This window comes from Metabacillus sp. cB07 (genome assembly GCF_016839225.1).
Lineage (GTDB): Bacteria > Bacillota > Bacilli > Bacillales > Bacillaceae > Bacillus_P > Bacillus_P indicus.
In genome coordinates this window covers 544,495-568,381 of the sequence record NZ_CP069296.1, presented here as the reverse complement: position 1 = coordinate 568,381, position 23,887 = coordinate 544,495, and the positions used below count along the sequence as shown (strand labels likewise).

The 23,887-nt window shown below is 44.5% G+C and carries 22 protein-coding genes; 6 read left to right on the top strand and 16 right to left on the bottom strand.

Annotated elements, in window-relative coordinates; translation table 11 throughout:
- Positions 1 to 147: 147 nt before the first annotated feature.
- The 7 genes from JOJ89_RS02940 to JOJ89_RS02910 form a co-directional block, all read right to left on the bottom strand.
- Positions 148 to 2,784, bottom strand: coding sequence for an NB-ARC domain-containing protein (locus JOJ89_RS02940; protein WP_203289537.1), 2,637 nt, complete (start codon positions 2,782 to 2,784; stop codon positions 148 to 150).
- Between the two features lie 482 nt (positions 2,785 to 3,266).
- Positions 3,267 to 4,667 carry a 23S rRNA (uracil(1939)-C(5))-methyltransferase RlmD gene (rlmD, locus tag JOJ89_RS02935; protein ID WP_203289536.1) on the bottom strand — a complete coding sequence of 467 codons (1,401 nt, stop codon included), beginning with the start codon at positions 4,665 to 4,667 and terminating at the stop codon, positions 3,267 to 3,269.
- A 16-nt stretch (positions 4,668 to 4,683) separates the two neighbouring features.
- On the bottom strand, positions 4,684 to 5,547 hold the full coding sequence (locus JOJ89_RS02930) for a DNA-3-methyladenine glycosylase family protein (RefSeq protein ID WP_203289535.1): 864 nt from the start codon (positions 5,545 to 5,547) through the stop codon (positions 4,684 to 4,686).
- An 83-nt stretch (positions 5,548 to 5,630) separates the two neighbouring features.
- Positions 5,631 to 6,440, bottom strand: coding sequence for a delta-lactam-biosynthetic de-N-acetylase (gene pdaA / locus JOJ89_RS02925; protein ID WP_481825264.1), 810 nt, complete (start codon positions 6,438 to 6,440; stop codon positions 5,631 to 5,633).
- Between the two features lie 107 nt (positions 6,441 to 6,547).
- Complete coding sequence (locus JOJ89_RS02920) at positions 6,548 to 8,080, bottom strand: fumarate hydratase (protein ID WP_029567100.1); 1,533 nt, start codon at positions 8,078 to 8,080, stop codon at positions 6,548 to 6,550.
- A gap of 325 nt (positions 8,081 to 8,405) precedes the next feature.
- On the bottom strand, positions 8,406 to 12,635 hold the full coding sequence (locus JOJ89_RS02915; RefSeq protein ID WP_203289533.1) for a phosphodiester glycosidase family protein: 4,230 nt from the start codon (positions 12,633 to 12,635) through the stop codon (positions 8,406 to 8,408).
- A gap of 998 nt (positions 12,636 to 13,633) precedes the next feature.
- The gene (locus JOJ89_RS02910; protein WP_029285889.1) at positions 13,634 to 13,825 is read right to left on the bottom strand and encodes an SE1561 family protein; all 192 of its coding nucleotides are present in this window, start codon (positions 13,823 to 13,825) and stop codon (positions 13,634 to 13,636) included.
- Positions 13,826 to 13,966: 141 nt separating this feature from the next.
- Between JOJ89_RS02910 and yfkAB the strand changes: the two genes are divergently transcribed.
- Entirely contained in the window at positions 13,967 to 15,091 is a 1,125-nt protein-coding gene (gene yfkAB / locus JOJ89_RS02905; protein WP_203289532.1) for a radical SAM/CxCxxxxC motif protein YfkAB, read from the top strand.
- An 85-nt stretch (positions 15,092 to 15,176) separates the two neighbouring features.
- On the opposite strand, the gene JOJ89_RS02900 is transcribed toward yfkAB, so the two are convergent.
- From JOJ89_RS02900 to cax, 3 genes are all read right to left on the bottom strand, one after another.
- Positions 15,177 to 15,962 carry a YfkD famly protein gene (locus JOJ89_RS02900; RefSeq protein WP_029285885.1) on the bottom strand — a complete coding sequence of 262 codons (786 nt, stop codon included), beginning with the start codon at positions 15,960 to 15,962 and terminating at the stop codon, positions 15,177 to 15,179.
- A 68-nt stretch (positions 15,963 to 16,030) separates the two neighbouring features.
- Positions 16,031 to 16,639 (bottom strand): YczE/YyaS/YitT family protein, encoded by a 609-nt coding sequence (locus JOJ89_RS02895; protein WP_029285883.1) that lies wholly within the window; start codon positions 16,637 to 16,639, stop codon positions 16,031 to 16,033.
- A 163-nt stretch (positions 16,640 to 16,802) separates the two neighbouring features.
- Positions 16,803 to 17,855: a calcium/proton exchanger gene (cax, locus tag JOJ89_RS02890; protein ID WP_277987850.1), complete on the bottom strand. Its 1,053-nt coding sequence runs from the start codon at positions 17,853 to 17,855 to the stop codon at positions 16,803 to 16,805.
- A 128-nt stretch (positions 17,856 to 17,983) separates the two neighbouring features.
- Here cax and JOJ89_RS02885 point away from each other — a divergent pair, with 128 nt between their 5' ends.
- Complete coding sequence (locus tag JOJ89_RS02885; protein ID WP_347401515.1) at positions 17,984 to 18,400, top strand: pyridoxamine 5'-phosphate oxidase family protein; 417 nt, start codon at positions 17,984 to 17,986, stop codon at positions 18,398 to 18,400.
- 27 nt (positions 18,401 to 18,427) lie between these two features.
- Here JOJ89_RS02885 and JOJ89_RS02880 read toward each other — a convergent pair whose 3' ends face one another.
- On the bottom strand, positions 18,428 to 18,811 hold the full coding sequence (locus JOJ89_RS02880) for an OsmC family protein (protein WP_203289530.1): 384 nt from the start codon (positions 18,809 to 18,811) through the stop codon (positions 18,428 to 18,430).
- 125 nt (positions 18,812 to 18,936) lie between these two features.
- On the opposite strand from JOJ89_RS02880, the gene JOJ89_RS02875 reads away from it, so the two are divergent.
- On the top strand, positions 18,937 to 20,097 hold the full coding sequence (locus tag JOJ89_RS02875; protein ID WP_203289529.1) for an MFS transporter: 1,161 nt from the start codon (positions 18,937 to 18,939) through the stop codon (positions 20,095 to 20,097).
- A 131-nt stretch (positions 20,098 to 20,228) separates the two neighbouring features.
- Positions 20,229 to 20,375: a BH0509 family protein gene (locus JOJ89_RS02870; RefSeq protein ID WP_035207669.1), complete on the top strand. Its 147-nt coding sequence runs from the start codon at positions 20,229 to 20,231 to the stop codon at positions 20,373 to 20,375.
- Positions 20,376 to 20,716: 341 nt separating this feature from the next.
- Here the strand turns inward: JOJ89_RS02870 and JOJ89_RS02865 are convergent, their stop codons facing one another.
- From JOJ89_RS02865 to JOJ89_RS02855, 3 genes are read right to left on the bottom strand one after another with little or no spacing between them, the layout of a single operon-like run.
- On the bottom strand, positions 20,717 to 21,541 hold the full coding sequence (locus JOJ89_RS02865; RefSeq protein ID WP_406817988.1) for a YihY/virulence factor BrkB family protein: 825 nt from the start codon (positions 21,539 to 21,541) through the stop codon (positions 20,717 to 20,719).
- A gap of 10 nt (positions 21,542 to 21,551) precedes the next feature.
- The gene (locus JOJ89_RS02860) at positions 21,552 to 21,878 is read right to left on the bottom strand and encodes a YtxH domain-containing protein (protein WP_203289527.1); all 327 of its coding nucleotides are present in this window, start codon (positions 21,876 to 21,878) and stop codon (positions 21,552 to 21,554) included.
- Positions 21,871 to 22,365, bottom strand: coding sequence for a low molecular weight protein-tyrosine-phosphatase (locus JOJ89_RS02855; protein ID WP_203289526.1), 495 nt, complete (start codon positions 22,363 to 22,365; stop codon positions 21,871 to 21,873). The genes JOJ89_RS02860 and JOJ89_RS02855 overlap by 8 nt, the downstream gene beginning before the upstream one ends.
- Positions 22,366 to 22,548: 183 nt before the next feature.
- On the opposite strand from JOJ89_RS02855, the gene JOJ89_RS02850 reads away from it, so the two are divergent.
- Together JOJ89_RS02850 and JOJ89_RS02845 are read left to right on the top strand one after the other, a co-directional pair.
- Positions 22,549 to 22,776, top strand: a complete 228-nt coding sequence (locus JOJ89_RS02850; protein ID WP_029285869.1) for a DUF1128 domain-containing protein — start codon at positions 22,549 to 22,551, stop codon at positions 22,774 to 22,776.
- A 70-nt stretch (positions 22,777 to 22,846) separates the two neighbouring features.
- The gene (locus tag JOJ89_RS02845; protein WP_029285867.1) at positions 22,847 to 23,047 is read left to right on the top strand and encodes a hypothetical protein; all 201 of its coding nucleotides are present in this window, start codon (positions 22,847 to 22,849) and stop codon (positions 23,045 to 23,047) included.
- A gap of 32 nt (positions 23,048 to 23,079) precedes the next feature.
- Here the strand turns inward: JOJ89_RS02845 and JOJ89_RS02840 are convergent, their stop codons facing one another.
- Together JOJ89_RS02840 and JOJ89_RS21230 are read right to left on the bottom strand one after the other, a co-directional pair.
- Positions 23,080 to 23,595 (bottom strand): type 1 glutamine amidotransferase domain-containing protein, encoded by a 516-nt coding sequence (locus JOJ89_RS02840; RefSeq protein WP_203289525.1) that lies wholly within the window; start codon positions 23,593 to 23,595, stop codon positions 23,080 to 23,082.
- A gap of 37 nt (positions 23,596 to 23,632) precedes the next feature.
- Positions 23,633 to 23,764 (bottom strand): hypothetical protein, encoded by a 132-nt coding sequence (locus JOJ89_RS21230; protein WP_277987849.1) that lies wholly within the window; start codon positions 23,762 to 23,764, stop codon positions 23,633 to 23,635.
- Positions 23,765 to 23,887: the final 123 nt, after the last annotated feature.

Below are 23,887 nucleotides of genomic sequence, written 5' to 3'. Positions count from 1 at the left end.
CAATTGGCTTGAAAATCAACATACAAAAAGCAACCTCGATCAGTGGGCCCATTGATCGAGGTTGCTTTTTGTTTTGAGTATGTTCTGTAGCCGTCCTTCTATCTATAGCTTTCTCGATTGGTTATGTCTAATAGAGTCCAATAAAAACTATATATTTGACTTTTTTAAGTGTCCTTTCTCTTTTAATTGAATATCAACTGCAACCAAGCCTTTTGGTACTTTTACAACGTTGAAGCTAACTACGTCACCTATTTCTATATCAGGAAATTCAACTCGATTTAAATTGAAGTAAATTCCTGTATTATGATAGTTAGCAATAAAACCAAAGTGATCTTTGATATGAACAACTATTCCTACATTCTGTTCTGTTATTTCTCTAGCATCCTTAACATAATTATGTGTTAACTTTTTAAGTAGTAAATTTAATTCAGTAGGCAACTGATGTTCATAATTCTCAAGGTTAGCTCGTAATTTATTTAAATGATTGCCTTTTAAAGATTTCAAGGGACTGAAGTGGTTTTTTAAGCTGGAGTGGATTAATTTCATAGCAGCTTCATCAAAATTCAAATAGGATAAATCCGTTAAAATTTTCGCCATAATAACATATGTTTTGCTATCAATATTTTTAAGGGTTTCAATAATTGTTATAGCTTTTTCTAGTAATTCAACCTTTTTAGCACTATCTCTATTCTGAAAATTCTGAGACTTCCTTCTATACAAATCAGCAAATCTTGAGATAAATTGGTTCTCCAGTTTCCCTGCGAAATTACCTCTGTTTTTTTCGAGTTTTTCAAGTAATACTTCTGCTTCATTATATTTCCCTAGATAAGTTAGAACTCTAGCCTTTTCTAATAAAATTATTGGTTCATCAGGAGCAATTTCTTCAGCTCTGTTTATTAATTCCTCTGCTTGGTGTAAATCCTGCATTTTTATAGTGTAGAATACACTGAAAAGATATAATATTGTGGCCTCCTCAAACTTGTCTTCACATGATTCTAGCGCTGTACGATAGTTGGTAATAGCCTCAAATTGCTCATCATTTTCAGCAGCTATAAATGCTTTAATTTTATACACTTCAAAATAATCAGGTGCAATATTAGAGGCCTTAGAAATAAAATTATAAGCTTCAGCCCAATTCCTTTGAGCACTGTACTCCAAAGCTTTTAACAAATAATATGAAGCTAATTTTCTGTTTTTATTCTCTAAATTCTTAAATAGCGCGTGGGGTGAAAAAGGATCGTTTTCATTTTTAACCCTTATATCTTGTAGTATTGCATTCAATCTTTTTCTTTTTATTAATATTTTTTTCAAAAAGTCATTATTAGGCTTATGATCAATTGATAAATAATCACGAGCCATTTGGTTCAATTCATATTCTCCTCGTAAGGTTATCAATAAGCTAGTGGAAATTAAGGTATTTATATATTTAATTAAATCTTCTTCACTGTGTTCCATAAAATAATCTATTTCACCGTAACTAAGTCTTTGACCTTCGATAAGAAATAATTGTAAAATTTCTTTTTCTTCTTTTCCTAATTTCTCAACTACATTGGACATACAAAATTTAATCAAATTTTCTTTATTTGCTATTATAGTTGTTTCATTTACCCCATTGTACACACTTGTAATAAACCACTTTATAGAAAGAGGGCTAGAATATAGATGACTAGAAACTAGTTCCTTTATATCTTTGTCGCTTCTCTGATGAAGATTTAATCCAAAATACTGCGATAACTCTCTAAAATAAGTAATTGCATCTCTTTGATTTAATCCTTCTAATTTGTATCTTCTCTCTAATTCGCCTAATCCATGTCTAGAGGTAATCAGGACCTTTGAAGTTTCAGGGATTTCCTTCATAAAGTAAATGATTTCCTCAGAGTTTATTGTTTCCAAATTATCTAATACTAGTAAAGTTTTAAATTCTGACATGAAGTTAATAATATTTTCTTCAGATGGCTTATTTTCTTCTTTTATTGTTAAACCTTCACCGATTTGGAAAAGCATTTTGATGTCTGTTATTGCACCTTTAATATTTGTAAATTCTCCTTGAGATAAAGTCTTAGTTTTTAATGAAATCCAAATTATTGCTTCAAAGGGGTTATCAGGATCATCTATCAGATCATAAAGTGTTTTTACTGCGATAGCAGTTTTACCAATACCACCATTACCTACTATAGTTATTATCTGATTCTTTTTATCTTTGATTAATTCCTTAATTTCTCTTATATCGGTTGTTCTCCCTATATATCCAGTATCATCAAATTCTGGTTCAGGCAGATTATGATAAGTATTAGATTCAAAGTCTACAATTCTGTTATATTCTCTCGCGATTAATTTTTGAGGGTTTGTTTCTATAGTATCTTTAGTATTTTTTGTTTCTTTCCATGTTATCCAAGGAAGAGAGTCTGTTATTGTATCCAACACTTCAACAAGTGTGGCTCTATCACCTATCTCCAAGGGCCGTGTATGCATTACCCGATTGCGTATAGGAATAACTTTAGTGAAATATTCATTGAGTTCGGTAGCCTTTTGATTATTTATTTTAAAGAAATATGGGTTTGATAAAATAATCTCTACATAATCTCCTAAGTCGAGTTCAACTAAAATACTATTTGGAGTATCAATATTTAAAGTACCTTTTGCTCTATTGTTGGCTTTTTGGACTAGTTTTTCAGAAATGGGAATTTCAGAGCCCGAACTTATAATAAAACCTCTTAAATCAAACTCCAAAGATGTACAAATAGAAAACATTAAAACTCTAGTACTTAAATTCAAATGTTGCAATTTAGTTCCACCTTTACTTTCCAATTTTAATTAATTATACCACTTTCTTAATCTAAGGAAGTAGAAAAGTTGGTGTGCTTAATTACAGGTTAAAGGTACTTTTTCGAGTTTTTCATTTTCTTATTGACTTACTCCCCGGAATGGTTATTTTAACTCTGTGGTAGACGAAGTACCGAATGAAAATTAAGAAATTTGGAGGCTAGCTTAAGTAAGAGCAATAATAAAAAACTTCCCTTTCACCTATATGTACCAATACCTAAGCCCGTTTGCGCAAGTTGAAAACTAGTAGCTATGCCCTATGGAAAAGGCCCCTACTAAAATCAAACAAATAGATCAATCTTTGCAGGCGGATCCCTTTCCCCACTTATCTATGAAAGCTATCTAGAACTACCAAGACCTGCAAACCAGATCGTAGCATTTGTATCCAGTGCAGCTTTGTTAATCTATTTAAAGAAACATAAAAAAGACAACTCCCCCAAGGGTTAGTTGCCTCCTTTTAATACAAACCTCACCACACACTCCACATGCGCAGTATGCGGAAACATATCCACAGGCTGAATATACTCAACCTTATATGCTTTCGAAAGTGTCTTTATATCCTTCGCCAATGTAGATGGGTTACACGACACATAAATAAATTTCTTCGGTTTAACCTTCAATATCGCACCAAGCAGCTTTTGATCGCAGCCTGTTCTTGGCGGATCCACTACTACAGCGTCCGGGCGCCAGCCTTCGCCGAGCCATTTTGGGAGCCAGTGTTCGGCTGTGCCTTTTACGTAGGTGGCGTTTTTGAAGCCGTGTTTTTTGGCGTTCTTTTTGGCGTCTTCGACGGAGTCGGCGATGGTGTCCATGCCTCTGATTTCTTTGGCGCCGTCTGCGAGCCACATGCCGATGGTGCCTACGCCGCAGTAAGCGTCGACGATTTTTTCTTTGCCGGTGAGCTGGGCGGCTTTTTTGACTTCGTCGTAGAGTTTGACGGTCTGGACAGGGTTTAGCTGAAAGAAGGCCCGTGCCGAGAGGTCAAATGTCAAATCTCCTAGCTGTTCCTGGATGACTTCTTCTCCGTCTAAGTGGACGGTTTTTTCGCCGAAGATCAGGGATGTTTTTTCGCCATTTATGTTTTGCATGATGGATTTGACTTCAGGGAGACGCTTGTTGATTTCGCTGACGATCAGGTCCTTGCGCGGCAGGTTTTCCTGTGCGGTGATGAGGACAATCTGCACTTGCCCGCTTTTGAAGCCGACTCTGCTGACGATGGTCCGGACGATGCCTTTGCGTTTTCGCTCATCGTAGATCGATACTTTCAGGTCCTGCAGAATTTGCTTCACTGTCTGAACAGCTTTATTTGTAGCATCGTGCTGCACGATGCAGTGATCAATGTTTACAAGGTGGTGGGAGTTCTTGCTGTACAGTCCCGCAATGACTTTCCCGTTTCTGAGTCCTGTCTGGAACTGGCTCTTGTTGCGATAGTTCCACGGGTCCTCCATGCCGATCGTCTGTCTGATATCAGTTTTACCAAGATCGAGTCCTGAAAAACGCTCCATCGCCTGTACGACAATGTCTCTTTTTTCATGCAGCTGTTTTTCGTAGGAAAGGTGCTGAAGCTGGCAGCCGCCGCATTCGTGGTAAATCGGGCATGGCGGGTCCACTCTGTGCGGGGACGCCTTCCTGATTTTCTTCACTTTGCCCTCGGCGAATTTCGGGCTGATGTTCGTTGCTTCCACGACCACTTCTTCGTTAGGCAGGGCACCAGGCACAAATACGACCTGCTTTTTGAAATAGCCGACTCCTTCTCCGTTGATTCCGAGTCTTTTTATGGTTAATGGAAAGGTTTGTCCCTTTTCAAGGGGCACACCTTTGTTCTTTTGTTCATTGGTCTTCATGTTTGACGCTCCATTTCTATTCGATGCTTCTCCATAAATAAAGGGAAGCATAGCTTAAATAAGGGTCCCACTCCCTGCTCAGCTCCTGCATTTCTTCCAAGGTGGGCTTGCGGTCGAGTCCAAAATGCTTTTTCATCGCGTTTTGAATGCCGATATCGGCAACCGGGAACAGGTTGGGCCGTCCAAGTCCGAACAGGAGCAGGTTCTGGACCGTCCATGGCCCTACTCCGCGGATTTTCACGAGCTCCTTCAGGATGTCCTCGTCCGGCTGATCCTTCAATTCTTCCAGGTTTATTTTGCCTTCTGCAATGAGCTTTGATGTATCAATGACGTACTCTGATTTGCGTCCGCTGAACTGCAGCTCCCGCAGGTCGCTGTAGTCGAGTGCCGCCACTTTTTCAGGAAGCGAATAAAACCAGACTCCGTCCACCTGCTCGCCGAATGTATGGACGAACCGTTCTGTCAGTGTATGGGCGAACTTCAGGTTCAGCTGCTGGTGGATGATGCATTTCATCAGGCACTCATACAGGCCAAATTCCAGCACGAGCGGCGTGCCGTCATGCTCCTGAAAAATACCGGCGATGTTTGAGGAACGAAAGTGGGTTTGAACGTCAAGAAGGGACGTATCCCACTGAAAAATGCGCATCGTTTCTTGGAGCGCAGCCTCGCGGTTCCCGCTTCCGCTCACTAAAAACACAGGTGCATCCTTCGTTCCAAGAGCCTTCACCTTTACAACAAACGGCTTTTTATCCCCGTCCCTCATCGGAATGGATACCTCGCGTTCAGCCATCTTCACGTGATGCAGCGGATCCATGGATAAACGGTCAAGGACACGGTCAAAATCATATGGAGGATCTATTTTCACTCGCTCTTCCCACATTCGTTCTCAAACCCCTTAATTTTGATACTGACTATTATATCATGAAACGCCCGGGGAAAAGAGAAAACTCCCTGTGACGTGTGTCAGAGGGAGAAAAAGTAAGGCTGATGAAAAGTTCGGTCTATCATGAGATCGTCCAGGCTCTTGAAGATATAGCCCTCTTTTCGAAGATCAGTAATCGCTCTGTCAAGCGCCTCCGCATTGTCTTTTGAAACAGTATGAAGCAGAAGGATGCTGCCGGGATGGATCTGGCTCATCATCTGATCATAGGAATACCTCCAGCCCTTTTGTGCATTCGTATGCCAGTCGACAAAAGCAAGCGACCAGAAAACCGGCTGGTACCCTAGCTCTTTTGACTTGGCCAGCACCCGCTCGCTGAAAACACCCCTCGGCGGACGGAGATACTGAATTCCCTGATAACCTGTCAGCTTTTCCGTCTTTTCTTTCACGGAATCCAGCTCTTTTTTCAGTCTTTCGTCCGTGACTTTTGTCAGATCGGGATGGTGCCACGAGTGGTTTCCGACAATGTGCCCCTCATCTGCCATGCGTTTTACAAGGTTTGGCTGGTCAAGAAGGTAGTGTCCAGTCACAAAGAATGCTGCGGGCACCTTTTGTTTTTTCAAAACATCCAGAACTCCTTCTGTGTAGCCATTTTCATAGCCGTTGTCGAAGGTAAGATAAATGTATTTTTGGCTTGGGTCTCCCATAAAAAAAGCATCATATTTATTCAGCAGCTTCACAAGCGGTTCACCGGGGTTCGCGGATTTATGGTTTCTGCTTTTCTCAAAGCCCCAGTTGATTGGCTGGTTGGAAACAGCTGCTGCGGGCTGAATGCCTGACAGGAAAAACAGCAATAGGCATGTTGCAAGTGTCCAGTATTTCAACTTCTTCACTCCCCTGACATTGTTCTACTTATAGTGTCGGGAAGTGTGGGAATTACATACTGGGAATAATTATGTAATAAATGGAATACAAAAAGCCGGATTTCTCCGGCTCTTCATTAAATGAAAACTGGTTCTTTAAATTGTGAAAGCTTTTCAAGAGAAGATTGGTCAACGTCCGCATGAAGGCTGTTTCCGTGGGAATCCATTGTTACAACGGCTGTAAAGCCTTCAACCTTCAGGTGCCACATTGCTTCAGGAATCCCGAACTGCATAAGGTCAACGCCTTCAACTGATTTAATGCAGTCTGCATAGTACTGGGCAGCTCCGCCGATGGCATTCAAGTAAACACCGCCATGCTCGTTCAGTGCTTTCAGTGTTTTCGGGCCCATACCGCCTTTTCCGATCACAGCGCGGATGCCGAATTTTTTCATGATGTCGCCCTGGTAAGGCTCTTCGCGGATGCTTGTTGTCGGTCCGGCTGCTTTTACATGCCAGTTTTCATCCTCATCCTTGAGCATAACAGGTCCGCAGTGATAAATGATTTGGCCGTTCAAATCCACAGGTGAGTCGTTCGTTGAAAGGTACTTGTGGATAGCGTCGCGTCCTGTGTACATCATGCCGTTGATGCGCACAACATCTCCGACTCTCAGCTCGCGGATTTTTTCTTCTGTAATCGGCGCTTCAAGCACCACTTCACGCGGGCTTTCTGCCGGCGCCTCTGCAGGCTCTTCGTCCTGGAGGTTTGGCATGTCGCCTTCCTGGTACAGCCAGTCCTGAATCGCTCCGCTTCCGGCATCAATCGTGACGCCTAAACGGCGGTATGCCCAGCAGTTGTAAGCAACAGAAACGAAAAAGCTTGCCGGAATTCGGTTCATCACGCCGACTTTACAGCCGAGAAGAGTAGCTTCCCCGCCAAAGCCCATTGTGCCGATGCCGAGCTTGTTGGCTTTGTCCACAATATATTCTTCAAGTCGTTGCAGATCTTGATTCGGATTTGTATCATCAGCGCTTCTGAAAAGCTGATCCTTAGCAAGCTCGTAGCCTGAAGTCCGGTCTCCGCCGATGCCGACGCCGATGAAGCCTGCGCTGCAGCCCTGCCCCTGTGCCTGGTACACGGAGTGAAGGATGCATTTGCGGATGCCGTCAAGGTCGCGTCCGGCTTTGCCTAGTCCGTCAAGCTCGCATGGAAGGCTGTACTGGATGTTTTTATTTTCACAGCCGCCGCCTTTTAAAATAAGGCGTGCGTCGATGTAGTCTTTTTCCCATTGCTCGAATTTGATGACAGGCGTGCCGAAGCCAAGGTTGTCCCCGCTGTTGTCGCCAGTCAGCGAGTCAACTGAATTCGGGCGCAGCTTTCCGTCCTTTGTCGCCTGTGCAATCGCACGGTAGATGTCTTCTTTCATATTGAGCTGATTGGCTCCGACTGGAACCTTCAGTTTAAATGTCGGCAGTCCTGTATCCTGGCAGATTGGCGATACGTTCTCGTCCGCCATTTTGATATTCTCAGATATTGTCGCAAGGGACATCGCAGCGCGCGTGCCTGCGTTCTCCTGCTGCTTCGCTCTTAAAATCGCGCGGCGCACATCCTTCGGAAGCTTTGTTGATGTTTCCACGATCAGTTCATACATGCTCTCATAAAAACGATCCATCCTGTTTCTCCCCTTATTGTCTATAGAATTCGGTCAATTTTATTCAATTTTTATTATACTCCTTTGAAGTTTGGTTGGAAAGGCTTTCATCTTGAATGCCTTTTCATTCTCTGCATGATTGTCTTTTCAGGAAATGTACCACTTCCTACCCGTTCCTTTCCGCTCCAGGAACTTGCTTTCCGCGGGGAGCGCCTGGAGCCTCCTCGCTTCGCTTGCGGGGTCTCCCGTTCGCTCTATTTCCCGCAGGAGTCAAGTTCCTTCCGCTGCAATCCACTGGAGTTTTATTTTATAAAAAAACGCCCGGTCAATGACCGGGCGGCTTCTGTTAGTTCTGTTTTTTAGGGAGAATATTAATCTCAAGGCTTTTCTTGATTTCCAGGTACTGATAGGAAATGGTCAGGGTTCCGCTTTTCTTTGTTTTGATTTTGCCGTTTTTCCATTCTGCGAGGTCTGGAGGCGAAAGCTCTATGAAGAGCTTGTCCGGGTCCATGGCAAATCGGTTGCCGTCTTTGTCGATGGCGGTTGCTGTCAGGCGGATGTTCTTTCCTTCTATGACTGTTTCGTTATTTGGATTGAGTTCAACGTTGACAGGCTTGATTGTGTTCGGGTCAACAACTGTCACTTTAATGGTGCTGCTTTTTCCTCCTGAAACGGCTGTGATGTTTGCCGTCCCTGGCTTGATCGTCTGAATGGTTCCGTCCTCAAGTACTTTAACTGCTTTTTCATTATCAGAGGTCCAGACTGTATGAACGTCTTCGAACGAGCTCAGATTGACGAGATAGTTTCCATAGATTTCTCTAAAATCGCCGAAAAGGTTGAGTGTGCGTTCTGCACCTGCTGCCATTTTCATTTCCCGCTGTTCGCTTAGGGCATCATCGACGATGGATACTTCCGTCAGCAACGGGTTGAACTGATAGTCCATTCCTGATTTCGTCACTTGGAGCACTCCGCTTCCAAGGATATTTCCTTTGTCGTTTGAGACATATCCTTTGCTCGCGCCGTTGCCTGTAATTGTGTAGTTGACGCCGTCTTTTTCCCATGACTGCAGGAGGTGAAGGTGACCGAACAATACTTGAACGTTCACGCCGCTGTTTTTCTTTTTATAGGCTCCGAGAATGTCTTCAAATTGCTTGGCATCTGTTGGATTCATTTCATGCTTTGTGCCGAAATCGTCATTTGTCGTGTTGTGTGTCACGACAAGGACATTCTTCTTTTTATTTTCCTTCAGGAGCTCTTGAAGGTAATGGAACTGGGTAGAGTCTGATGCTGAAATACTCTGTCCAAACGCACTGTTCAAGCTGATGATCAGCGTGTTTCCATATTCAAAATGATAGGTTGGCGATCCAATGATGTCTGAGTAGAAATCAATGTTGCCCTGGAACGATTCGTGGTTTCCAGGCGTTGCGAAAAACGGTTTTTCTCCAAGCAGGGCAAGGTCGCTTACGGCTCTGTCCCATTCTGCCTGTGAAGACGTATCCACGATGTCGCCGACATGCATCACAAAGTCTGTTTCTTCTTTTGCAGCCCGGTCAAACAGGCGTTTTGAGTACATAAACCCTTGTGTATCAGGCAGGACAGATATGGCGAATTGATTGGCCTTTTCCGGCTGCTGAAGCTGCTTTGTTTGGAATTCTTTCACAAACGGCGTCATGACATTTCCGCTATTGTCTTTTGCTTCAATGATAAAAGAATGCTGGCCGTTTTGGAGCGGTTTTTCAGGGACGGCGTATGCCCAGCCCGTTTTTTCGTCGTAATGGACAGATGCAGGTTTGCCGTCAATCTTTACGGCAACACTGTTTTTCTTCACTCCGCTTTTTTCATCTTTCAATTTAAACGTGATGCGAGGTTCTGGCGTTTTTTCAACTGCTTTTCCTGTAGGTGTCACATTAGATAGTACAGGTTTTTCTGTATCATCGCTTAAGTCTACTTTAATCGTTTTATCCACAGACGGAACAGATGTATTTCCGTTTGTGTCGCGTGCTGAAGCTGTCAGATGATAGGTGCCCTCTGTCAGATTTTCAGCTGCTGCTTCCACTTTTCCTGATTCAGCATCATAGGTGTGCGGAAGCTCTTCCCCGTTTAGTTTGACTTCGATTGAATCAGCATCCACGCCTGATTCTTCGTCAATCACGAGGGAAGAAAACGCGATTCTATTTTCATACACAGTATTTCCGGCAGGTGTGATCTCTTTGAATTCCGGTCCATTAAAGTCTTCTGTTTCGTTCGTGTATATATATCTCATGTGATCGATGTAAACACTGCCGCTGTAGTCAGGGATGCTTTTGTTCGTTTCTACAAAATAGAGATAGTTGAATACGATCGGAAGGGCCCAGTCCTGCGGAAGCTCAACCTCAAGGTATTTCCAGCCCGTCCAGTCTACTTTCGGTGCAAGGTCCAGTGTTTTGTTGACACCGTTTGCTTTGAAAATCAGGCGTGCCCACGGCGCTTTTCCGTCACCGTACACCCATACGCCGAACTTCTTCGGTCGGATATCTGTTTTATAGGTTTCATACATGGAATCAGCAAGCTCATCCGGCCATGCCTCAGATGCTGATTTGTACCAGTGCGGGATGACATTGATCGTGCCATTGTATTTGCGTTCCCACTTTTTCGAATCGTAATCCACACGCAGGCTGCGCTCTCCGAATTTCGCTTCGTCACCGGAAAGCTGATGGGTTCCGCCCATGAAGCCGGATACTTCATAGCCTTCTTTTGGATACGTTTCATAATCATCGATGACTTGTTCTTTCAGGCCTATTAATAACTCAATCTGCTTTTCAATGGAACCAAGTTTTGCAGTAACGGTTGTTCTTGTTCCTTCTGGCACATCCTCTTTTATTTGGATGGTGCCGTCTGGAGTGATTTCACCAAACTGCTCCTCCATCTCCCAGTCGATCGCGTCTCCTGTGAGGATGACTTCTTTTCCGGCTTTCACGGCTTCAGCTTCCAGTTTCTTTTCTTCACCAGGCTGAAGAATGACCGGTCCCTGATCAGCAAATTTGAAGTCGTCCACCTGGTCGATAACGGTGACAGATGCCTGCCCGCTTACTCCGTTAATGACAGCTTCCACCGTATCTGTCCCTGCCTGAGCAGGCGCCTTGTATAGACCTGTTTTGTCGATGGTGCCCTTTAAAGCTTTCCACTGGATGGAGCGGCTGGCAATCATGACGGGGTTGCCGTTGCTGTCAGTCGCTTTAACCCCGAATGGAAAAGCTGCATTCTTGAAAATGGTCAGATTTTTTTCTACGATGACTTCGCCAATTTCACCTGTTTTCACTGAATGATTGACAAAGAGTAGGCCGTTTGTGATTGATCTTGACTGCCCGTCACTCGGGTGATTGGCCGTTTCAAGCGCGCTTTTGCCTTTTGGCTGAACGATCATTTCTGTCGATCCTCCCCCGTCAAGGCCAAGTGCTGCAACTGCCCCGTGTTCTTCCATGATCTCAGCCATTTCAACAAGCGTTACCCCCTGGCTTTTATCAAAAAGTGTGCTAGGTTTATCAATGGTCATCGTGATGATCTTTTGCTCTGCTGTAATTCCGATGGCGGTTCTGGCACTCTTAAGATTCACGTGGCTGCCGTATTTGGACTGGAGCTCGTCTTTTGTAAGGGCCTTTCCGTCCTTAACAAGCCAGTTGTAGCCGCCTGTAGCCTCGGTGATATCATTTTTGAGTACTCTGTCTTCTCCAGTGAAAAGATCAAACTGGAAGGAGATGTCCATGCCTTCTTTTAACTCATTCCGGATCATGTCCGCTTTTGACCCGAATCCGGCGATGATGACACTGTCTGACGGAATATCAATGCTCTCATAGGAAGAGTAGATTTTCTCAATTTTTCCGGTATAGGCCTGTCCCGCTTTTATGGCAAAGGCGTCCTTTACCTCTCTTACGACTGCCATGGCTCCATTCTTAATGAATGCCTCATTGCGGTCATCGAAGGTTAAAGTCCCTTTCTGATTTAGCTTTGGTGTAAAAATGCCGAGCTTTTCTCCCGCGTTTTCATTGCGGTTCAGTGTATCCACTTTTACATCTTTGCCGCTGTAGGTCAGCGAGCCTCTCATTTCAACTTCTCCGATAAAAGGTTTCTTGTTTTGGTCAATTGCAAAAACAGGATGAAGAGCAACGCCTGAAGGATAGCTGTGATTAATAAGAAGATTGCGGTTTTGCACCTGGAGCGTCATATTGATGCCTGTCTGCATGTTGAACATATCCGCGTTCACGCCTGCCACAATATCTTTTCCTTTGAATTCTTCTCTGGCAGCCTGTGATGGGAGGGTCTCTGCTGCAACAACTCGTTCAAGTGCTTTGGATGTGACCACGGATACATTTGGATTTGAAAGATCTGCCTCAATAACGTTCACTCTCTGGCTGTTTCCCGCTGTTCCCCCAAAATTCTCGATTTGCTTCTCAGTGTGTGTAATGCCTGAAGAAATCTGCTCCGCTTTTAACACTGTGCTGTTTTCTGACGGCACGGTCTCTTCTCCAAGAACAGAAACCGGCTGAATCAGCAGCGTGCAGGCCATCAGCATGACGGCAAGCTTGTTTTTCCCTTTCATCTTGCACCTCCGGATAGTAGTTTGTACTCCTCTATTCTAGAAGGTAATTGTTGATAGGATTTGGTATTTTTTTTAATGCTTGTAAATTTTTTAGGGCTAAAAGTACCGGTGAGTGTAGATTTTGTGTAAAGGAGGGATTTATGGACTAGATGTAATAGAAGAAAATTACATTTGATTCAGGTCTTTCGGTTGGCAAAGGATGGAGGCTGTTTTGTTTTTTGTTTCTATCGTACCTTTTTCTTTTTTGGCAGTCGGCACCCGTTCCTTTCCTGCGGGTAGGGAGGGGAACAATCCAGAAGTTTTTGTGCCCTTCGCGCTGGTTGCCGCTTGCTGAGGGGAACATTTCATCTGCTTTTGTGACCTTCGCACCGATTTCCGCTCGCTGAAGGGAACAATCTAACTGCTTTTGTGCCCTTCGCACCGATTTCCGCTCGCTGAAGGGCACAATCTAACTGCTTTTGTGACCTTCCCACTGGTTACCACTTGATGAAGGGAACAATCCAACCGCTTTTGTGACCTTCCCACTGGTTGCCGCTCGCTGAAGGGAGCAATCCAATCGCTTTTGTGACCTTCCCTCTGGTTGCCGCTTACTGAAGGGCACAATCCTAACGCTTTTGTGACCTTCCCTCTGGTTGACGCTTGCTGAAGGGCACAATCTAACTGCTTTTGTGACCTTCCCTCTGGTTGCCGCTTACTGAAGGGCACAATCCTAACGCTTTTGTGACCTTCCCTCTGGTTGACGCTTGCTGAAGGGCACAATCCTAACGCTTTTGTGACCTTCCCTCTGGTTGCCGCTTACTGAAGGAAACAATCCTAACGCTTTTGTGACCTTCGATCGGATTTCCGCTTGCTGAAAGGCACAATCTAACTGCTTTTGTGCCCCTTCCATTGTTTTTCTCTTGATCAATTGCACTTATCAAGAAGAACGGAACCATCAACAGTGTTTTCGAAAAAAAAACAAACAAAAAGAACACCCTCATCAGGTGCTCTCACGTCATCTATTCTTTGTTCCAGTCTTTTTTAAACTGCTCCTGCTTGATTTCAAGTTCGTCCAGCATGTTTATTAAACGGTCGATATCTTCAAGGTCGGTTGATTCGGGATCCATGGAATCAATCACATTCATGAACATATTCAGCCGTGATTTTAAATATTGTAGTTGTGAGTCTTTATCATGAACGGCGTTGCCCAAGATGTATCTCTCCTTTCACTGTTACAGTTATCGTAGCTCATTCAGGGAACTTTGACAACCGCTCCTGAACGCGAGGTGTTCCAAACTGACGGGTTCATGTTAGAATGTTCTTTATGTGAACTTGAAAAAGGAGTTTTATGAATGAATGCATCAGCTGTGAATCTGCTGCCTATCACCCCTTCTCACGACCTGTGGGAGGCTTATTTAGATGTTAAACAATATGGAAAAATGACCCTTACAAACGTGGAGTTTACAACGACGACACTTTGCAATATGCGGTGTGAGCATTGCGCCGTGGGATACACCCTTTCTCCAAAGGATCCCCAGGCACTTCCGCTCGAGCTTATCTTGAAACGGCTTGAAGAGGTTGAGACGCTCCGTTCGATCAGTATTACAGGCGGAGAACCGATGCTTTCAAGAAAATCCGTTGATCAGTATGTGCTTCCTCTTTTAAAGTATGCCCGGGAACGCGGGGTGCGTACGCAAATAAATTCGAATTTGACGCTTGATCTGGCCAGGTATGAAAAGATTGCCCCGTACCTTGATGTGCTGCATATCTCCCATAACTGGGGAACACTCGATGATTTTGCCGAAGGCGGCTTTGCGATGATGGAGAAAAAGCCATCTTACGTGCAGCGCACGGCGTATTTTGACCGGATTGTTGAAAACAGCCGGGCGCTTGTTGATGCCGGCATCATGGTCTCGGCAGAAACGATGCTGAACAAGCGGACGCTTCCTCATATGGAAAAGATACATAAGCAGATTACGGAGGATATGAAGTGCCAGCGGCATGAGGTGCACCCTATGTACCCATCTGACTTTGCCAGCACGCTCGAAACGCTGTCTCTCGAAGAAACGAGAGCTGCCATTCATCACCTGCTTGATATTCGGAACGAGGATGTCTGGATGCTGTTCGGCACGCTGCCGTTTTACGCGTGCAGCACGAATGTTGAGGATACAGAACTGATTAAAAGGCTTCGCGCTTCCAAAAACGTGACAGTAAGGAATGATCCCGACGGCCGTTCAAGACTGAATGTCAACATTTTTAACGGCGATATCATTGTGACGGATTTCGGGGATACGCCTGAGCTTGGGAACATTCAGCGCGACACCCTCCAGTCTGCCTACGACCGCTGGAATGATACAGAGCTTGCGCGCGGTCTGAACTGCCACTGCCCGGCCGTATCCTGTCTTGGACCTAACCTGCTTGTTAAAAACGCCTACTACCCTGATGTAGATTTCATGACGAGAAAATCAGTGATTTAAACCCAAAAAGCGAGCCACAAAAATGCACCTCCAAATGTTAGATTGTGTGTCTAACATTTGGGGTGCATTTCAAATGGCTCGCTTTTTATCGTGGCTGTTCAGAAACGGTAAATCCGAAGGAAGCGTGATCCTGTACAGGAATCCAGGCTCCAATTCCCTGTGATGTTACGTTTTGGACAACGATTTTGCGCTTGCTGCCTTTCAGCACTAAGTACACTTCGCCGTAAGTCACCTTGCCTTTTTCACTGACGGCAGGTGCGTAGGCGTTTAAATACCCAAGGCGCTTAACCGGGACATTATAGACCTGGTCTTTTTTCGAGCCTGTCCCGATGATGGTTTGAAAAGACAGTGGAAGATTTGTTTTCTTCATGGCTTTTAACAGCATCATTTTTTTCACATCTTCTTCGTTCGGGATCCGCGCTGTCAGTCCGCCTTTGACCTGCTTTTGAGATTCCTGCTTGTAATGGATCTGAACGGCTGCTTTTCCGCCCCTGTTGTCGAAAAAGTTTGTGTTGATCTTTTGGTATTCCCAGTTTACTGCTGTTTCGGACGACTCATAGTTCAGTGCCCACTGGCCGAGAAAAATTGTTGCTCTGTAGCCGATTGCAAGCTTATTGTCCGGAATTGATGATTCGTTTAAGAGACGAATCAGATTCGGATTTTCAATCGCTATTTTTGATGTATCGATTAACCCTTGTGTAAACTCGCTAGGCTGCAGATACGGAAGGTCCTGTGTGGGATTCGGATAAGTGTTTTCTTTTGAGATATCCAAAACCGAACTCGGGACTTTTGCTTTCGGTGCTGCAGACACAGAGCCTGAAAAACTGATTGATAAGAGCAAAGCCATTGAAACGAGCATCCATTTTCTCATTTCTTAAACCCCTTTCGGTTGCTTTCCCTTATTGTTTTCAAGCCCTTATGTCTTTATCCACACTTTCATTACGTTTTTGCGATCCATTTTCCAAGCACCGCATGTACCCTTGGATTGCAGAGCTGAATAAGCGGTCCGATTGCAAATGTAATAATGATGGTGCCAAGGCCGATCGGTCCCGCGAACAGGAGGGCAAGCAGCAAAGCAGCTACTTCACCGATCGTTTTTGCCGCCATCAGGCTGAGCCCGAATCTCTCGTGCAGTGTGAGCATGAGCTGATCAATCGGATTAGCCGGGAAATTCGTTTGAAGATAGATGGAAACGCCAATCGCGATCAGTAAAATTCCTGAGAGCAGGATACCCGCTCTGCCTGCAAAGCTCTGCATCTCAAAATCCTGAAAAACGCGAAGCATCCAGAAGTCGACAAAAAAGCCGATCAGCAAAATCGTGATGATGCCAAGCACTTTAGGAGTCTCCCGCATGATCAGGGCATTAAGGATAATAATCAGAATGCCGACGATGAAGATCCAGCTTCCGACCGTCAGCCCAATTTGATCTGTCAGTCCTACATTCAGCGCATCCCAGGCGCCGGCGCCAAGGTTTGCTTTAATCGTTAATGTCACCCCAAAGGCCAGAATAAATAGACCGGCCGCGAAAAAAATCAACCGAAACATCATGTTCCCCCAACTCCTTTATGTTCTATATGTATGTCCACGCAGCCGCTCTAAATAACTGAATATTTACAAAGTTCAACCAATATGTTACCTTAGAGGTAATCGTTACAAATTGTTTCGTCCTACACATAAAAGACTCTGTGCTGCCAGCACAGAGTCTCTTTTTTTACAGTAGATAAAACCCGATGCCCATAATCAGGTAAGCTGCAAGCAGCGTCGCCCCTTCAAACCAGTTCGTATCACCGTCATTGGTGATGGATATCGTCAGAAGAACAGCTGTAATCATGGAGATCAGTTCCGGCACTGTAAAGACAAGAGGCATTTTCTTTGTAAACAGCAGTGAAATCAGGACGAGAACAGGCGCCACGAACATGGCCACCTGAAGCGTTGACCCGACCGCAATTTCGACTGCAACATTCATTTTATTTTTATAAGCCATAATGATCGCGGAAGCATGCTCTGCAGCATTTCCGACGATGGCTACGATGATGACCCCGATAAACAATTCGCTCCAGCCGAATCTCTCTCCCACTGCTTCAAATGTATGTACAAGGCTTTCAGACACATAGGCAACAGCAGCGGTTGCAAGCAGGAGAATCAGCAGCGCCTTTTTCGCCGACCATTCCGCTTCTTCGTCATGTCCGGCTTCATCTGTCTTGTGCTTATAAACACCGCGGTGGGTCACAAGCTTAAAGAACAGTGCGGCAAGATATAAAAGAATTAAAATGACAGATATTCCTATGCTCAAGTTTAACGTCTTTGTCTCGTCCATGTCCATCGAAAAAATTTCCGGAATGACAAAAGCAACAACGACTGCAAAGATCAGCAGCCCTGAATTATGTCTCGCATCATATACGCTGAATTCCTGCCGTTTGTATTTTAATCCTCCTACAAAAAAAGAAAGACCGGCGACAAGCAGCAGGTTCCCAAGTACTGAGCCAGTAAGGGATGCCAGCACAACCCCGATTAGACCAGCCTTTAAGGCAAATATTGAAATGATCAGCTCAACGGCATTTCCAAACGTAGCATTAAGCAGCCCCCCGACTCTCGGGCCCGCCACAACAGCAAGACTCTCTGTTGCCCGCCCCATATAGCCTGCAAGAGCAATAATCGTCAGGCAGTATACGGCAAACATGATCACTTCAGGCCAGTGAAGCAGTCTTCCGATCACTGAAAGCGGCACACCGGCCATAACGACGATGAAAAAGATTCGATTCACTCATATCCCACCCTTTCTATGTCTTATTCTTTCTCTATTTTGCAAAAAAATAAACCACACCCTTTTCCTGCGTATGAAACGGGTAAATTGATGCAGATTAATGATAGATATGAAAGGAGTGGATGATGATGAGCGATACAAAACAAAGAGTCCAGCAGATGCTCAAAGACCATAAAATCGGAACACTTGCGACCATTCGCGAGAACAAGCCATTCTCGAGATTCATGCTGTTTTCCCACGAAAATCTGACGTTATACACGGCAACCAATAAAGAAACGCATAAAGCGGATGACATTGAAAGCAATCCGAATGTCCATGTTCTCCTGGGGCTTGAAGGCAGCGGATGGAACAATGAATACGCAGAAGTTGAGGGAACAGCATCTTTTGAAGAATCTCCCGAATTGAAAAAGAAATTCTGGCAGGAGGATTTGAAAGAGTGGATTTCAGGACCGGATGATCCAAACTACGTGCTGCTGAAGATTCAGCCTTCATCAATCAGGTATTATCAAAAGGCGGGAAGCGAGCCTGAAGTCATCAATATGTAAACAAAAAGACCGTGCCTGCGCACGGTCTTAGTTTTTGATTTCAAATGTTTCCGTCACTTCAATACTCCCCTCAACTGAACGCACCATCGGGCAGTTTTTTCTTGCAAGCTTCACGGCCCCATCCACTTTTTCTTCCTTTAAATCATTTCCTGTGATGACGTAATGAATGGCAATGCTCTCAATGCGGTTCGCTTCCTCTTCATTTCGTTTCACGGATGCCTGAATTGTTATATCCTCAACCTCAAGCCTTTTCTTCTCAAGAATTCCGCGTAAGACTCCTCCGCTGCAGACAGCAATGGATGAGACCATCAGCTGATACGGACGGAATCCGTATTCTTCGTTCCCTGCAACATGCAGTTCCCCGTATTCAAAATCAGCAGAAAAGCCAACTTCCCTCATTTTAAATTCCATTTGAATCATCCTCTCTTTTTTGCCATCATACCCCAACTTTCTTAAAGGGAAAAAGAAATGTGCTTGTCTGCATGGAAAGATGCGTGTAACATTCAGGATGGAAAATCAAGTTAGGAGTCATATTCATGTCAAAATTCAAATTTGCGATTTTAGTCAGCATTGTTGCCATCTCAGGCTTTTCCCAGGGTATGCTTCTGCCCCTGATTGCCGTTATTTTTGAAAAAGAAGGATATTCCTCTTCTGTAAACGGACTTCATGCAACGGGACTTTATATTGGGGTTCTGCTTGCGTCCCCGTTCATGGAAGGCCCGCTGAAAAAATTCGGTTTTAAGCCGCTGATCCTAGTCGGCGGACTCATGGTGGCGCTGAGCCTGTTCGGCTTTTTATGGTTTCAGTCCTTCTGGTTCTGGTTTTTGCTGAGGCTTTTAATTGGCGTTGGAGACCACATGCTCCATTTCTCCACCCAGACATGGATTACATCGATTTCATCTGAAGAGCGGAGAGGACGGAACATTTCGCTCTACGGTCTGTTTTTCGGACTTGGATTTGCTGCCGGGCCGCTGATGGTCCCTCTCGCAGAAATAAATACGTCCCTGCCGTTTATCGTATCGGGAAGCATCAGTCTGATTGCCTGGGCATTCGTGTTTTTCCTTAGAAACGACTTTCCTGAACATGATACAGGGTCCACCTCTTTCTTTGGAACAGCAAAGCGGTTTGCCAAAGCATCGCGTCTTGCTTGGGTTGCCTTCCTTCCGACTTTCGGGTACGGATTCCTTGAAGCTTCCCTGAACGGCAACTACCCTGTTTATGCTCTCAGAACCGGCATAGATGTCGCATCTGTCTCTATTATCCTGACTTCATTCGCTGTCGGCGCCATCCTTTTTCAGCTGCCGCTCGGCATCATCAGCGACAGGTACGGCAGAAGAAACACCCTTTTGTTTGTCATGCTCTCCGGCTTCGCTGCATTTATGGCAGCAAGCTTTGCGGAAACCCTTGTCCCGCTTATGATCTGCTTTTTCACAGCAGGCATGATGGTCGGATCGACGTTTTCTCTCGGCATCAGCTTCATGGCTGACCTTCTGCCTAAAAACCTTTTGCCGGCGGGCAATCTGCTCTGCGGAATCTTCTTCAGCATCGGCAGCATATCAGGCCCGTTCCTTGGCGGACTCTACATCGAAGCCGTGGATTCAGCCAATTTCCTGCACGTCGTCAGCTTTATCCTGCTTCTTATTTTTATTACACTCGCTTTTTACAGGCAAAAGAAGCTTGAACCTGTCAGCTCATAAATCAAACCGCCAATCAAAAAAATTGGCGGTTTTTTTAAAATATAGGTTGAACATTTTGAATTATCTGTTATATAATAGCATTAACAAATACAAACTGTATCATAACAAACAATAACAGGAGGATGAGTGAAATGAAAAGACAGGAACGCAAAAATATGATCGAGTTTATCGCTAAAATGAAGGATATCGAGTCAGAAACGCTTATGTACATGACAGATGAGGACATCGAGCATATCTACACATCGGCTTATCACTCTTACATTCAATGGAGTGAATAAAGAAAAGCGGAGCCGACCGCTTAGCCCTGACAGGCGATTTTGTTCTGACGGAAGGGCTGGGAGGCGGAGCTGGACAGTGAGAAAAAGCAAAACACACCAAAAAAGCAAACCGCCACAAACGGTTTGCTTTTTTATATTTAATGGTAGCCGTTCTGCCCGTTGGCGCTTCCGCTTGTCTTGTTCTGCGGCTTGCTTTTCGAGCTTTGTTTTGTGTGGCTTCCGCCCTTTTTCGTATGCTTTGTCATGATTGGTCACCATCCCGGCTGTAGTTTGAAGACCTGGGTCTTCTCCATTACTGTCTCACAGGCGGCCGGTGAGTATGAGTCACAATCACTGGAAAGCTACGTTTGTTTTTTCCGCGAATAAAGAACCGCATTGAGCTCACCGCCAAGCATAATGATCATGCCGGACAAGTAAAACCAGATCATCAGGACGATGATCCCGCCGAGGCTCCCGTAAGCGGCGCTGTAGTTTCCGAAGCTTGAAACATAATAAGAGAAAGCAAACGAGACCGCAGCCCATCCGACTGTTGCAAACACAGCACCCGGAAAAACATCCTTGATATGCAGCCGTTTATTCGGCGCAAAAAAGTACAAGGCGGTAAACACGATGAACAGAATGACGGCACTCACAAGCCATCTTGCCATGTTCCAGAACGCCAGAAAGGCATCTGACAGTCCAAATACGGAAAACAGAAAAACACCGAGCTCTTTTCCGAAAACAGGCAGTAAAAGGGCAACAAGAATGACAAACACCATCGCAATCGTTAAAAGGACCGCCATCCCCCGTGCCACGATGAATGACCTGCTTTCTTCCACCTCATAGGCACGGTTGAATGCGCGGACGATGGCATTGATGCCATTTGACGCCGACCAGAGGGTTGCCAGGATTCCAAAGGAGAGCAGTCCCCCGCTTGATCCAGCTACAATTTCCGTCAGAGTCCTCTTAATCAGTTTAATGGATTCCCCCGGTGCATACTGCGCGAGGAAATTGAGCAGATCATCCTGGGACAGAGGCAGAAAAGCAATCAATGTAATTAAAAAGATTAAAAACGGAAAGAGAGACAGCAGAAAAAAGTACGCAAGCTCTGCTGAGAGCCCGATCAGCTCGTCTTTTGAAAAACGCCTGATCAGACTTCTGATGATGGATTCCTTCACATGCTGCACGCTCCTCCGCTTATTTATCCGTCAGAAACCTTTCTTTTGTTTCTTCGATCATTTGGAGCACCTGCGGAGTTGTTTCCTTCAGTTCATTGATTTTTTCATTAATAAAATCAATATCATCTTTCGCTTCCTGCACAACGGCCCTCGCCTTGTCGATCTGATCTTTAATCTCTTCAGTCAGAAGCGACGGGTTTTCAATGTAGACAGCTGTTTTATCCTTCAGAGCGATTCCCTGCCGGACAAACTGGTCTCTTGTCGGCTTGTGCAAAAGAGTGATGGCCCCTCCGATTGCTGCACCTGCAAAAACACCTTTTAAAAACAAACTGCTTGATTCACTCATCAATATCCCCCGCTTCTTTTAAATGATGATCTTCCATAATCCGGTTTAACAAAAGCCTGCAGCCGTTATAAACCATGTCATATACTTCTTCAAAATTGTCGGTGTAATACGGGTCAGGTACATCCGCTATATCCGAATCCGGCACAAAATCCATTAAACGGCCGACATATCCTGTCTTTGAATAACCCGCAAGCCTTCTGAGAAAACCCAGATTTTCATTATCCATTGCGATAATATAATCACTTTCTGTTAGGTCTCCCATTGAAACCTGTCTTGCCGTGATTCCTTCAAAGCTGATCTGGTTTTCTTCAAGCATCCGCCTTGTGCCTTCATGGGGGCCTTTCCCGATGTGCCAGTTTCCGGTCCCTGCTGAATCAGCGGAAATTAGCCCGCTCAAGCCTTCTTTTTCAATTAAATGTCTCATGATGCCTTCTGCCATCGGTGAACGGCATATATTCCCTAAACAAACAAATACTACTTTAATCATCAATATCCTCCCGGGTGATGTCCATAAACCGCACGTTATTTTATATGTATGAGAGTACATGCCGCCTTTATGGTACTTTTCTCTATTCTTTCATAAGTGATTCAAGAATTAGCATCTTTCATCCATATAAAACATGTTACAATAAATCATACTTACATTGGCAAGCTGAAAGGATGAATCCGTTTGAATAATCTGTCTGAAAAATCGGTTGAAAACGTAGAATTTATGATTGAGCAAATTAAAGAAAAGCTTCGCGTCATCAATATCGGCGCCATCAAGCCTTCTCATTTTGACGAGGAAATGTATGAAGAACTGAAAGACATTTATGATCATGTGATGAAAAAGAACACGTTCTCGCCTAATGAAATGCAGGCGATCGTTGAAGAGCTAGGCAACCTCCGCAAAGTATAAGCTCCGGCAAAGAAAAAGATTCTAAAGCCAGTCCCCTTTTGCATATATGTGTAAAAAGGGGGCTGAAATCATGGCTGTAATGTGGTGGTTTGCAACACTTGTGCTGTTCTTATTATTGGTCGTCTGTATCGTTTTTGTCATTTACGCCTTAAAATCGGCTATTCATACAGAGGATGCTGTCACGATTGATCCGCTGCCTGAAGCGGAGAATTCGGAAGAAAATGCTGAAGAAGATCCGCCTGAAAAAGAGGAAGCTGAAGACAAGAAGTAACCCGGTGCGTTTTTACGCCCGGGCTCTTTTTTTTATTTTAAAAGGGTAAGCGATTCACGTGTGAATGCCGGCAGATCATCCGGCGTACGGCTTGTGACAAGCTGATTGCCGCAAACGACAACCTCTTTGTCATGGAAGTTTGCACCTGCATTTTTAAGATCAACGGCAATCGACGTGTAGCCTGTTGCATCGCGTCCGTTAAGCGTCTCTGCTGTAATGAGAAGCTGCGGGCCGTGGCAGATGGCAAACACCGGCTTTTTCTCATCCATGAACGCTTTGGCGAACGTTACAAATTTATCGTCTGCGCGGAGGATATCCGGCGAGAAGCCTCCTGGAATGAACAGTGCATCAAAGTCTTCCGGCTTTACGTCATCAATGGACGCATCCACCTTGACAGATTCCTGTCCCTGTTTCCCTTTAACGGTTTTTCCTTTTTCATTCTCAATAACTGTCAGCGAATGTCCTGCTTCTTTGAACGCTTTTGCAGGTTCTGTGTATTCAGAGTCCTCAAAATGATCGGTCATAACTACTGCGATTTTTTTACTCATCGATTAGAACCCTCCTATTTGATTGACAATGTATAAATTACCCTTTTGCCCCAAAAATAAAACACACGATGCTTTTGTCGATTGATGGAGCAGAATCATCTCCGCGTCTAAGACTAATGACCTGCCTTCTTTTGAAAAATACGGTCATCCCCTCTTCAAACAGGTCCATCCTCCTGCAAAACTCTGCCAATTGTAAATCTTTTGTTCTCCTATCATTTACGATTTTTTAACAATATTAGACAAAATACTCATAGCATTATAGACAGATTATTTATAAAATTTAACTGTTGCG